13 protein-coding genes are annotated in these 12,896 nt (G+C 45.6%); 7 read left to right on the top strand and 6 right to left on the bottom strand.

Annotation, left to right across the window (positions count from 1 at the left end; all coding sequences use genetic code 11):
* The first annotated feature begins 2 nt into the window (after window positions 1-2).
* The 3 genes from IEY67_RS02295 to IEY67_RS02285 are packed head-to-tail and all read left to right on the top strand — an operon-like array spanning window position 3 to window position 5,399.
* Window positions 3-2,012: a family 20 glycosylhydrolase gene (locus tag IEY67_RS02295; protein WP_183670068.1), complete on the top strand. Its 2,010-nt coding sequence runs from the start codon at window positions 3-5 to the stop codon at window positions 2,010-2,012.
* Window positions 2,013-2,027: 15 nt separating this feature from the next.
* Window positions 2,028-4,136: a GDSL-type esterase/lipase family protein gene (locus tag IEY67_RS02290; protein ID WP_183670070.1), complete on the top strand. Its 2,109-nt coding sequence runs from the start codon at window positions 2,028-2,030 to the stop codon at window positions 4,134-4,136.
* 54 nt (window positions 4,137-4,190) lie between these two features.
* Entirely contained in the window at window positions 4,191-5,399 is a 1,209-nt protein-coding gene (locus IEY67_RS02285) for a cyclically-permuted mutarotase family protein (protein ID WP_183670072.1), read from the top strand.
* 80 nt (window positions 5,400-5,479) lie between these two features.
* On the opposite strand, the gene IEY67_RS02280 is transcribed toward IEY67_RS02285, so the two are convergent.
* The 3 genes from IEY67_RS02280 to IEY67_RS02270 are packed head-to-tail and all read right to left on the bottom strand — an operon-like array spanning window position 5,480 to window position 7,896.
* On the bottom strand, window positions 5,480-6,232 hold the full coding sequence (locus IEY67_RS02280; protein WP_122374639.1) for a TIGR02757 family protein: 753 nt from the start codon (window positions 6,230-6,232) through the stop codon (window positions 5,480-5,482).
* 3 nt (window positions 6,233-6,235) lie between these two features.
* Window positions 6,236-6,937, bottom strand: coding sequence for a DNA alkylation repair protein (locus IEY67_RS02275; RefSeq protein WP_183670074.1), 702 nt, complete (start codon window positions 6,935-6,937; stop codon window positions 6,236-6,238).
* Entirely contained in the window at window positions 6,934-7,896 is a 963-nt protein-coding gene (locus IEY67_RS02270) for a 2-hydroxyacid dehydrogenase family protein (RefSeq protein WP_122374641.1), read from the bottom strand. Before IEY67_RS02270 ends, IEY67_RS02275 begins: the two co-directional genes overlap by 4 nt.
* An 84-nt stretch (window positions 7,897-7,980) precedes the next feature.
* Between IEY67_RS02270 and IEY67_RS02265 the strand changes: the two genes are divergently transcribed.
* Both IEY67_RS02265 and ybeY read left to right on the top strand, forming a co-directional pair.
* Window positions 7,981-9,213, top strand: coding sequence for a spore maturation protein (locus IEY67_RS02265; RefSeq protein ID WP_183670076.1), 1,233 nt, complete (start codon window positions 7,981-7,983; stop codon window positions 9,211-9,213).
* 138 nt (window positions 9,214-9,351) lie between these two features.
* Window positions 9,352-9,786: an rRNA maturation RNase YbeY gene (ybeY, locus tag IEY67_RS02260; RefSeq protein ID WP_122355355.1), complete on the top strand. Its 435-nt coding sequence runs from the start codon at window positions 9,352-9,354 to the stop codon at window positions 9,784-9,786.
* Between the two features lie 24 nt (window positions 9,787-9,810).
* Here ybeY and IEY67_RS02255 read toward each other — a convergent pair whose 3' ends face one another.
* Complete coding sequence (locus IEY67_RS02255) at window positions 9,811-10,185, bottom strand: HepT-like ribonuclease domain-containing protein (RefSeq protein WP_122374768.1); 375 nt, start codon at window positions 10,183-10,185, stop codon at window positions 9,811-9,813.
* Window positions 10,178-10,471 (bottom strand): nucleotidyltransferase family protein, encoded by a 294-nt coding sequence (locus IEY67_RS02250; protein WP_122374643.1) that lies wholly within the window; start codon window positions 10,469-10,471, stop codon window positions 10,178-10,180. Before IEY67_RS02250 ends, IEY67_RS02255 begins: the two co-directional genes overlap by 8 nt.
* Window positions 10,472-10,991: 520 nt before the next feature.
* Between IEY67_RS02250 and IEY67_RS02245 the strand changes: the two genes are divergently transcribed.
* Entirely contained in the window at window positions 10,992-11,213 is a 222-nt protein-coding gene (locus IEY67_RS02245; protein WP_122374644.1) for a hypothetical protein, read from the top strand.
* Window positions 11,214-11,406: 193 nt separating this feature from the next.
* Window positions 11,407-12,171, top strand: coding sequence for a phosphatase PAP2 family protein (locus IEY67_RS02240; protein WP_183670078.1), 765 nt, complete (start codon window positions 11,407-11,409; stop codon window positions 12,169-12,171).
* A 1-nt stretch (window position 12,172) separates the two neighbouring features.
* Here the strand turns inward: IEY67_RS02240 and IEY67_RS02235 are convergent, their stop codons facing one another.
* Entirely contained in the window at window positions 12,173-12,799 is a 627-nt protein-coding gene (locus tag IEY67_RS02235; protein ID WP_183670081.1) for a porin family protein, read from the bottom strand.
* Between the last annotated feature and the right edge of the window lie 97 nt (window positions 12,800-12,896).

The raw sequence follows: 12,896 nt of genomic DNA, 5'->3' as shown, positions 1-12,896 counted from the left end.
GGATGAAGCAAAAACTGTTCGTAACACTTATACTATGTTTATGGTTACCGGTGGCATATGCTGCCGGTAACCTGAACTTACTTCCCTGGCCACAGCAAGTGGACTGGACGAAGCAGACGTTCTCAGGCAAGGATATTTCACTTTCACTGGCTGGAAATACCGGACAAATGGTTACCGGCTGGCTGCAGGAAAGCAATATCAACATAAATCCTGCCTGTAAAAAAGTTTTCCGGGTAACGCTTGTCGAAAACCTGCCGGAAGCAACAATAAATCAGGACGAAGCCTACAAACTACAGGTATCATCGCAAGGGATCGCTATCGAGGCAACCACAGAACAGGGCGTTTATCGGGCCATACAAACCCTCCGCCAGTTGACGGAAAAGAAAGGCGGCAGATCCTTCGTCACCGGATGTAAAATAATCGACTGGCCTGCTTTCCGTATCCGTGGATTTATGCAGGATGTAGGACGTACCTACATCCCGATGGAGGAATTGAAACGGGAAATAGCCAAACTGGCACAATACAAGATCAACGTATTTCACTGGCACCTCACGGAAAACCAATCCTGGCGACTGGAGAGCAAGATCTTCCCAATGCTCAACGACAGCATCCATACAACCCGTATGCCGGGTAAATATTATACACTGGAAGAGGCCAAAGAACTGGTTGAATTTTGTAAACGGCACCAGGTATTGCTGATCCCGGAATTCGACATGCCGGGACACAGTGCCGCCTTCGTAAGTACGTTCCGCCACGATATGCAAAGTCCGGAAGGTATGAAAATACTGAAACTGCTGATCGAGGAAGTATGTGAGACATTCGATGTGCCGTACCTTCACATCGGAACGGACGAGGTACAGTTCACCAACCCGCAATTTGTGCCCGAAATGGTCGCTTTTGTACGATCAAAAGGTAAAAAAGTAATTTCCTGGAATCCGGGATGGCATTATCAGCCGGGAGAGATCGACATGATACATATGTGGAGTTACCGGGGAAAACTTCAGGAAGGAATACCGACAATAGATTCGCGTTTCCACTACCTGAACCATTTCGATACCTTTGCCGATCTGCGCGGATTATTTATGAGTAATATCTACCGCCATACCGAAGGCAGCAACGATATGGCGGGTGTCATCCTCGCTATCTGGAACGACCGTTGGGTGCAACCGGAAGAAAAGATCATCAACGAGAATATCTTTTATCCGAACATGCTGACTATCGCCGAACGTTCCTGGCGGGGAGGAGGATATGAGTATTTCGATAAATACGGAACGAATATGCCTCCCCGGAACAGTGAGGAATATAAAGCATTTACAGAGTTCGAACAACGTCTGCTCTGGCATAAGGAACATAATTTCCGGGGATATCCTTTCCCTTATGTAAAACAGACAGACATCAAATGGCGTATCACCGATGCATTCCCGAATAACGGAGATATGGGCAGCGTATTTCCTCCGGAAACCGAGCTACAAGACAGTTACACATACGAAGGAAAAACATACGGAACGAACGATAGTGAAGGAGCCGGAATCTATTTACGCCACGTATGGGGAAATACTATTCCCTGTTTCTATAAGGACCCGCAGGAAGACCATACCGCTTATGCCTGGACCTGGGTTCATTCACCCAAAGATCAGGAAGTCGGAGCCTGGATAGAATTCCAGAACTACGGCCGGTCGGAAATGGACCTTGCACCGCCACAGGGACAATGGGATTATAAAGGAAGCCGTGTATGGCTGAACGACGAAGAAATACTGCCTCCTGTATGGACAGCCACGCACAAGGAAAAATCGAATGAAGTTCTGCTGGGAAATGAAAATTGCGTGGGACGTGAACCGACAAAAGTCCATTTGCAGAGAGGATGGAACAAGGTGTTCATGAAACTGCCGGTCGGCAAGTTCCGTCTGCCGGAAGTACGGCTTGTCAAATGGATGTTCACATTCGTATTTGTTACCCCCGACGGTGAAAAGGTGGTAGACGGACTGATCTACTCGCCGGATAAGAAAAGATAAACAGATCATCATACAATGAAAAAAACGCTTTTATTACTATGCTTGTTACTCTGCACGACTGCCTATGCTCAGAAAAAGATCAAGGTGGCCTGTGTAGGTAACAGTGTAACCTATGGTGCAGGCATAGAAAACCGGGAAGTAAATTCGTATCCGGCACAGCTGCAGCGGATGCTGGGAGAGGACTACGAAGTAATGAATTTTGGGAAAAGCGGCGCCACTTTACTGAACAAAGGACACCGTCCGTACAGCGAACAGGAGGAATACCGGGCAGCTCTCGATTTTGCAGGTGACCTGGTTGTTATCCATCTCGGACTCAACGACACCGATCCGCGCAACTGGCCGAACTATCGGGATAACTTCGTCTCGGACTATCTCTCCCTGATCGAATCTTTCCGGAAAGTAAATCCGGAATGTAAAATATGGATTTGCCGGATGACACCGATTGCCCATCGCCATCCTCGTTTCAAATCGGGTACACGCGACTGGTACTGGCAGGAACAGGCTACCATCGAAGAAATCGCGCAATTGGGCAACACGGGATTGATCGACCTGCAAGCCGGACTCTATAACCGCCCGGATCTCTTGCCCGATGCTCTTCACCCGAATACAGAGGGGGCAGGTATCCTGGCAAAAACAATCTGTCAGGAGCTGACGGGAAATTACGGTGGTCTGCAAATGCCGGTCATTTACTCGGACAATATGGTTTTACAGCGTGAAAAGCCGTTACCTATAACAGGCACCGCCAATGCCGGCCAGAAGATAACCGTACAGATTGCCGGTCAGAAAAAGGAAACCGTTACGGCTTCGAACGGAAAATGGTCCGTCACCCTCGAGCCGCTTCAGGCAGGAGGCCCTTACGAGCTGACAGTAGAGGCAGTTTCCGGAAAAACCGACAAAAAGGGGAAAAAGAAAACAGCCGATTCTCAAAAGATCGTTTACCGGAATGTATTGATTGGTGAAGTATGGCTCTGTTCCGGCCAGTCTAACATGGCCTTCCGCGTAAATGAACTAGCGGACTCACAACATAAAGAACTGACAGCGTATGCGAAGAAAGAACCGCAAATCCAGCTCTTCAATATGGTACCCCGCTGGTTCACGAATGCAGAGGAATGGGATGAAGCGGTAATGGATTCACTCAACCGACTGCAATATTATCATGACGCACAATGGACGGCATGCAACGAACAGACAGTCGATAAATTCTCGGCCGTAGCTTTCTCCTTCGGACAGATGCTTTCGGATAGTCTGCAAGTTCCGGTCGGACTCATATTGAATGCCGTCGGAGGTTCCGGTACAGAAGCCTGGATAGACCGGAAAACATTGGAGTTCGACTTTACCGACATCCTGTACGACTGGATGCAAAACGACTTCATCCAGGATTGGGTACGCGGACGTGCAGCCCTCAACATAAAAAAATCGACCAACAAGCTACAACGACACCCGTATGAACCTTGTTACCTGTATGAAACTGGCATCAGGCCGTTACAGCAATATCCGATCAAAGGAGTGATCTGGTATCAGGGAGAATCGAATGCACAGAATATAGAGACACATGAGCGTCTGTTCCCTTTATTAGTAAACAGCTGGCGAAAAAACTGGGGAGAAGAGTTCCCGTTCTACTACGTGCAGTTATCCAGTATCGACCGTCCGAGCTGGACGTGGTTCCGTAACAGCCAACGCCGGATGATGAAGGAAATCCCGAACTGCGGCATGGCTGTAAGCAGCGACCGGGGAGATTCGTTGAATGTGCATCCAAGATACAAACGTGAAATAGGGGAGCGCCTGGCCCGCTGGGCTTTAAACCAGACATACGGACATCGGATCACACCGTCCGGCCCGCTTTTCAGTTCGGTTGAATTCAAAGATGGTGCCGCCTATCTCTCTTTTGAGTATGCAGATAGTTTGCATACTTCCGACGGAGAGCCGTTACGTACCTTCGAGATAGCAGAACACGACGGACTATTTGTTCCGGCACAAGCAAAAATTGTCGATGGAAAGGTCAAAATCTGGAATGAAAAGATCAGCCATCCTCAACTGGTCCGTTACGGCTGGCAGCCATTCACCCGTGCAAACCTGGTAAACGGGGATGAACTTCCGGCATCCACATTCAGGTCAAAGGAATAATAAAGCACAGGTATATGAATTATTCGTCATATAGCGTGAAAGTACAACAACATTATGTATAACAAATCAATAGTAAACGGATGGTTGATCCTGCTGGTCATATTGCTGACAGGATGCAATCGTCCTACCTCTAAACCGAACAATATCATGATCAATTGGAGCAAATTACCCGACCTGCCCGGAATGGCAGATACGGCATCACTGGGAGTATCGGCCCCCTTCGCCGGTATCAGCAACGGCAAACTGGTGGTAGCCGGTGGTTGCAACTTTCCCGATAAACCCGTCACCGAAGGGGGAGTCAAGAAATATTACAGCGATATATTCACCCTCGACCTTTCAGATAAAAACGCCCAATGGGAAAAAGCAGGCAATCTTCCTTTACCGGTTGCTTACGGAGCCTCCGTCACGACACCGGAAGGCGTCGTTTGTATCGGGGGCAACAACAGCACCGATTTCTTTACAGATGTCCACCTGCTGTCCACTTCGAACAACGATGGAAGCGTGCATATCTGTCGATTGGCATCCCTTCCTGTCCCGATGGATAACCTCTCAGCCACCTATGCCGACCATACGGTTTATGTAGCCGGAGGCAATGAAAATAAAAGGCCGGGGAATAGCTTCTTTGCCATGAAACTGGTTAAAAATCTGGATGAGGATTGGGAAAAGCTACCAGACATCCTCGGTCCGGCTCGTGTCCAGCCTGTCTTAGCCGCTCAAAAGTCTGCAGACGGAATACGCATCTACCTGGCAGGCGGTTTTCAGCCTCTTTCCGGGAATACGGATGCTATTATACCATCAGATATGCTCTCATTCCATTCGGGCACAAAAGAGTGGATTACAGAGACGGAATTGCCCTTATTTGACAACGGAGCACGGCGGACCTTCACCGGCGGTTGTGCTGTTGCCTATAAAGACAGTTCGATCTTATTCATGGGCGGCGTCAATTACGACCGTTTCCTGGCAGCCGTCAACCGCCCGAAGCTGATCGAAAAAGCCGAAGCAGACGGTGACACTGCCCTGGCCGGCACATTACAGGAAGAGGGGAAATCTTACATGTTTCATCCGGTGGAATGGTACAAATTCAATACTGCTTTGTTGCAATACAATACCTTCACCAAAGAATGGACCAACCTCGGTGAATACGAACAACTGGCCCGTGCCGGAGCAGGTGCCATACTGAAAGGCGACAGCCTTATCATCGTCAACGGTGAATTGAAACCGGGCATCCGCACTCCCCACGTCAACCTGGCTATTATAGAATAAACGCTTCTACATAAACAGAAAAGTATTTGTTATTTGTCATACACAGGCATTCAATGGATAAAGGCATGACAAAAAACGACCTACAACGTCGTTTTCCTATTTATATCATAACCAAATAAAGCAAAATCGCCCAGGCAGGGATCGTCGGGAAAAACTTCTTTCAAGGCTTCGGTTATCTCGACAGCTGTTTTCAGGGTGGCATTCTTTTGGTTGGTCAGTCCCAGTTCCAGAGAGATTTGATGGACATGCGTATCCAAAGGAATGATCAGTTCATGCGGCCGTATCGATGTTCCCCAAATGCCGAAATCGACAATACCGTCTTTCCGGACCATCCAGCGAAGGAACATGGCCAGGCGTTTGCAGGCGGAAGTACCCGTCAGCACCGGAATCCCTTCGATATCCCGGAACACATCCTGTATCTTTGTGACCGGATTGGAATACGGACTGGCAGCCAAAGCATCCTCCAGCGAATCATATTTGCCGTAGATACTTCTCATCCGTTCGCACAACTGCCGCAGATGGGAGTAGGTGTAGAAACGGTAAAAAGTATCCCTTTTACCCGATTCCACCGTGTTTCCCGACAATTCCTTATATCCTTCATCCATAATCCAGCGATACGGACTGGGTCCCATTGCGGCATGCAATTCGTTCGCTTTTCGCAAGATCAGTTCCCGGCGCCCGTAAGAAATCCAGGAGGTAAGAAAGGCGGATATTTCTATATCTTTCTTCTCAGTGTACCGGTGCGGAAACTGTACCGGATCGTCCGGGATAAATGCATCTACATTATATTCTTTTGCCCACTGGCGGAGCTTTTCTTTTATCTGTTCGTCCATCTGTTATTTCTTCTTCAGGAAATATTGACGCTGATCCTCCGGATAATGTTCGATGGCATACCGGAGTGCCGTACGGGGGAGACGGGTGGCATATTCCTCCAGGAACGCAGACAAAGTCTCCCGGTCTTTCTTTCCGACTTCACGGAGCATCCAACCCACAGCCTTGTGCATCAGGTCATGTTTATGCGACATCAGTTTTTCTGCCAGAGCCAGCGTATCGGTATATTCACGGTTACGGATAAACGTCACCGTCGAAACCATCGCGATGCGTTGTTCCCACAGGCAATCGCTTTCCGCCAGTTCATACAACCGGGAGCGGTCTTTATCCAGCAGGTAAAGCCCCACGAGATGCGGACAGGTAACGTCCACCAGATCCCAGTTATTGATACGGCGGGCATTGCTCAGATAAAAATCGTACAGCTTCTTCCGGTCGGCTTCCGAAGCCTTTTTGAATTGCTCGACGGCGATCAGCAGGGCACAAAGGCGTGCTTCATGATATTCGCTATCCATCAGTTTCTGCAATTCGGGCAAAGGAGTTTGTTTGTTCACCTTTGCGATACTGCGGGTGAGGGGAGCGACCAGTCCCAGGAATACATCGCCTTCAGCATACTGTCCCGGCCCCGTTTTAAAGAAACGTTGCAGGAAAGCAGCCTTCTCCGGATTCGCCATCGAGAGAAGTTCGCTCAATATAAACTCTGCCGTCATGGACGCATGACACGTGATACAGGACGGTCGCCTTCCAAAAATCCGATGACGTTATTACAAACCGTACGGGCCATGACGATACGCACATCCAGTGTCTGTGTTCCGATATGGGGAGTCAGTACGACATTATCCATCTCCAGTAATTCCGGCAGCGGATAATCGCCGAATTCAAATACATCCAGACCGGCACCATGAATCGTTCCGTCCTGCAAAGCCTTCACGAGTGCCTGTTCGTCCACCAGCGGACCACGGGCCGTATTGATCAGGATAGCAGACGGTTTCATTTGCTTCAATTCTTCCTCGCCGATGATATGATAGGTGTCAGGCGTATAAGGTGCATTCAGGGAGACAAAATCGGACTTTGCCAACAACTCCTCCATAGAGGCATACGTTACATTCAGTTTCGTTTCTTCATCTACGTACAATTGGCGGCGGTTATGATAGATCACTTCCATGCCACAGGCATTCGCACGTTTGGCAAGTGCTTTTCCGATACGTCCCATACCGATAATCCCCAACGTCTGTCCGGTAATATTCACACCCAGATTTTCGAGTACGCCTATTTTCATTTCCTTGCCTAATGTGCGCAATTTACGGTCGCATTCGGTAATGCGGCGGGCGGTATCGATCATCAGACCGAGTGCCAGGTTTGCCGTAGGAGCGGTCACCGGGTCCGGGGTATTGGCCACCGTAATACCTTTTTCCAGGCAATAAGCCACATCGATATTATTGTAACCTACCGCATAATTGGCTACCATCTTTAAATCCGGTGCATGGTCGATCAGTTCTTTATTCACCGGGAAATCGAACATGGAGCACAATACATCATACTCCGGGATCATTTCGAATACTTCCTCATAAGTAAAATCTCTTCCGTCGGGAAAAGTCACATCATACTTGCTTTCCAGCTCCGTGAAGCCCTCGCGGAACATGTCGTAGGTTACTAATATCTTTGTCATAAGTCATTACGATTATTATTCGGGCAAAAATACAAATCTATCGTTAATAAATTCCTATTTTTGTGAGCATAATATGAAAACAATATGGTTCTAAACTACATTTGGATTGCATTCTTTCTTATCGCATTCGTTGTCGCACTGGGTAAACTGATCTTTGCAGGTGATACTGCCGTATTTACCGAGATCATCAATTCGTCTTTCGCATCTGCCAAAACCGGCTTTGAGATTTCACTCGGACTAACGGGGATTCTATCACTTTGGCTCGGTATCATGAAGATCGGGGAGAAAGGAGGGGTGATCCAATCGTTTGCCCGATTCGCTGCTCCGGTTTTCAGTAAGTTATTCCCGGGAATACCGAAAGACCATCCGGTAACGGGTTCGATCTTTATGAATATTTCGGCCAACCTGCTGGGACTCGACAATGCGGCCACACCGATGGGACTGAAAGCCATGCAACAATTGCAGGAACTGAATACCGAAAAAGAATCGGCCAGCAATCCGATGATCATGTTCCTTTGTATCAATGCTTCGGGATTGACACTTATCCCGATCACCATTATGATGTACCGGGCACAACTGGGGGCGGCTAATCCGTCGGATGTATTCCTGCCGATCATGCTGGCGACATTTTCATCCACATTAGTAGCCATACTGGCTGTCTGTATCAAACAGCGGATCAATCTGCTCCAAAAAAATCTGGTTCTGTTCTTCGGCGGATTAGCAGCTTTTATCGGCGGACTGGTCTGGCTGTTCAACTCATTGGAACAGGAACAGGTTTCCCTTTATTCGACCTTATTTGCAAACACTTTATTGTTTACGATTATCTGCGGATTCATCGTCAGCGGTATTCGCAAAAAGATCAATGTATACGACACATTCATCGAAGGGGCTAAAGAGGGGTTCAAGACGGCAGTCACGATCATACCGTACCTGGTTGCCATTTTGGTCGGAATAGGCGTATTCCGGGCTTCAGGAGCAATGGATTTTATCATTGAAGGTATCCGTATGGGGGTAGGTGCTTTAGGCGTAAATACGGATTTTGTGGGTGGCCTGCCGACTATTTTAATGAAGCCGTTAAGCGGAAGCGGAGCACGGGGGATGATGTTGGATGCGATGAACACATACGGAGCCGATTCGTTCGTCGGACGATTGGCATCCATCGTACAGGGTTCGACGGATACGACATTCTACGTAGTCGCACTTTACTACGGCAGCATAGGCATACGCAATACACGTTATACTATTCAATGTTCTCTGCTGGCAGACCTGGTAGGAGCGATTGCTGCGATTACTCTGACATACATCTTCTTTGCCTGAGAGATCAGATCGGATTATCAAAATGTCATTACCATACCGGGTAAATCGGATTAATATGGCGGGTAATTGAAATTAGTACTGCGAGTAATATTTTTTAACGTATTATTCTGATAGATAAACAAGATAAATAACAGCATTATGACAATATCATTTCACGCGGAAGACATCGAACTTCCGGCTATCAAAAAAGAGGCTGTCAGCAACTGGATCAAAGCGGTGACAGAAACATACGGGAAAAAGACAGGGGATATCACCTATATCTTTTGTTCCGACGAAAAGATTCTGGAGGTAAACCGCCAGTATCTGCAACACGATTATTACACCGATATCATCACGTTCGATTATACCAGCGGCAACAAAATATCGGGCGACCTTTTTATCAGCCTGGATACAGTAAAAACAAATTCGGAAAAGTTCGAAACACCTTACAACGAAGAACTGCATCGCACAATCATCCACGGAATTCTTCATCTATGCGGCATCAACGATAAAGGACCGGGGGAGAGGGAGATCATGGAAGAGAATGAAAATAAAGCGTTGGCTATTTTACCAGAGGAATGCCGGGAGAGTTAATCCCGGCATTCCTCTGGCAAAAAATTATATTTGAAGCATATTACTTATTTTTAATACTACAGTCCTCAAAGGAGGTAGGCTCTGTCTGATAACAGCAAAAATAATCTCTTCATCAACATTCGCATATTCATGGGATATGATATTTCTAAGGGCTATTACCTTTCGCCAAGGTATTTCAGGATATTCTGAGAAGAGTTCTCCATTGGTACATTCGTCTATCTTCTTAATATTTTCACCAATGATTTGGAGACGCATCACGCAACCATCAAAAATCAAAACATGTTCCGGGGAAAGCAAAAAGTCATCCGGAGATAGAATCGGTTTGCTCCATTGCATTATCAGATCAATAGACTCAACAATCTGATCGCAACGATCCAGTACTCTTCTTTTATCAAACATAAATGCCATCTTTCAGGATATTATTCTTTAATGCCGGACGCAATGAGTCCCTTAGCCGCACCAAATCGACCTTACATTTACATAAAGCTTCCAATAACTCTTTAAGGTCGAAAATGATAAATGGCTCAACTTTCTCCAATGAAACAAATATATCAAGATCACTCTCTTCTGTATGTTCTCCTCTAGCTACAGAACCAAAAATACCTAGTTCTTTAATACCGAACTGCGGTCCAAACTCTTTTTTAAATTTGGATAATATCTCCTTATATTCTGCTACAGATTTCATAAATATATCGTTTCTACAAAGTTAGAAATAAAATCAATATCTACAATGGCTCTAATTCCTCATTTCTTCAACTATCAATGAGCAGCTCCTATATGAATTTTCCCTCTTTATAATTTTTGTTTCTCCATTTTTTCCTACCTTTGTAAAGGACTCCTCAGCAGAAAGCCCCAGGGTGGGTGCTGGGGAGAGTGGTTTATTTATAAAGAAGACGTTTATTAGCGTTTGTCTTTCGTATTTCAGAACTTCGCAACTTTTGACCTGTCGAAATGATAAATAGCAACAAAGACGTCCTCCTGATATGTTTATACAAGCATCTGTGTATTTCTTACCCAAGAAATATATGGTTTGTAGTACATATCGGCGTGGGCTTTCTGCGTTGCTCGTTCTCGACAGGTGGGCAATGCGAAGGCCCTGAAATACGGGACGGGCGAAGGTAAGATTCCCACGCCTTCTTGTATATAGACTTTCTTTTACAGAAACGAACCACCTAAGGGAGTCGGGTACAAGCCAGGAATTTACCATGATTCATGTTGGACGGCTTATTGAGCTTAAGCTTCATGACCAGGGACGTACAGTTACTTGGTTTGCAACACAATTGTGTTGTACCCGTCCGAATGTATATAAAATTTTCAGCAAGGAAAGTATCGATACCTACCAACTTTGGCGCATCTCCTGCATTCTAGGACACAATTTCTTCCAGGACCTTTCCGAGGCGGTAAAAACCGACCTGTTTACTTCTTAAACACCCTCCCTGTATCCATATATGAAACAAATATGTAAACTATTTGGAACCACCTATTTACCAAACTACACATCCATTTGTCCATATCTTTGCGCTATAAAATTTAACTAAAAAAATACTCCTTTTACGGCTTTATCCAATAAGGTATTTACAGTTGAATATTCGTATAAAATAACTGAACGTGTAAACAAGAATGAAAACAAGCCTATTGTTGTTTCTTCTTCTCTTTGTTCCGGGTGTTCTATGGGCCAATGGAGGGGAAGTTAAAGATACTATCTCAAACACTTATTACGACAAAACGATACAATTCCGCCCACAGCAACTTATACTTCCGGCATCTCTTATACTGGTGGGATCATGGGGTGTTTGTAATGGTTTCCTACAATCGGTCAACCACTCAGTAAAAGATCAGATGACCGACCTGCGAAAGAACCGTTTCTTTCATGCGGACGATTACATACAATACCTGCCAGTTATATCTTATGCTGGTCTGGGCTTGATTGGTGTAAAATCCAAACATTCATTCAAAGAAAGACTGATCATTACAGCTACATCTTATCTCGCAATGGGCATAATGGTAAACGGAACAAAACTAGCCATAGACGAGAAACGACCGGATTCCTCTGCTGAAAATTCTTTTCCTTCGGGACATACCGCCACAGCCTTTATGGGTGCCGAATTGGTCCGTATAGAATACGGTCCGGGATATGGAATCAGTGCGTATCTTATAGCCAGTAGTGTAGCTGTTTTACGTCTTTACAACAACAGACACTGGCTGAACGATATCATAGCAGGGGCAGGTATAGGTATTCTGAGTGCCCGTATAGGTTACTGGCTCTTACCCGTCAATAAAAGGCTATTCGGATTAAATAAAAAAAGATCAGCCACGATAATAACATCTCCTTTTTATGATCACGAAAACCAGGCTTTCGGAGCAGCTTTATCCATACGGTTTTAATCTAAAAACGCCATCCGACATTAAACTGGATGACTCCATTATGTTCTTTCCCTTTGAACAGGCAGACACTACCGGGAGCACATTGTGAGTCACGGTAAAGATAAGTACATCCTAAATTGTAATTTGCAGAAAGAACCAATCCCATATCAAAAGCATAACCGGCTCCCATGGAGAAAGACAAATCACAATTTCGGACGTCGTCTTTTATATCTCCCGAAAAAGTTCTTGTATCGGAAGGCTTATAATTCAATTCGTATTGAAAATCCGCAGCTTTAGCTTTTACATTAATTCCCAGTTGTGGCCCGGCAAACATATGAAATCCTTTATACAAATAAAACTTTACATGAAGAGGTATATTTAAATAATCAACATTCAATTTAGATGTTTCTCCTTTATATTTATACCGATGTCCTTGCATGGAATAATAAATGCCTGGTTCCAGTGCAAACAATTTGGAAAAACGAATTTCCCCAGCAACTCCGACATTGACTCCCGGACGCATATCAGCAAAGCTTTCCGGATAGGTATTAGCCAGGTTAAACCCGATACGGGGAATAAAATGAAACTCTTGTGCGGATATCTGGATGGAGATAAGAGCAATAAATAAAAGGAGTACTAACTTTTTCATAACATATCTAATAACATTGTTAAATATATAGATGCCAGCTATTATCAATATGTTGCATGAGAACTTAGTTTTTAATACATGAAGTCATAAAAGCAAT

This window comes from Parabacteroides faecis, assembly GCF_014647375.1.
GTDB classification, from domain to species: domain Bacteria; phylum Bacteroidota; class Bacteroidia; order Bacteroidales; family Tannerellaceae; genus Parabacteroides; species Parabacteroides faecis.
This window is presented reverse-complemented; position numbering and strand designations above follow the sequence as displayed.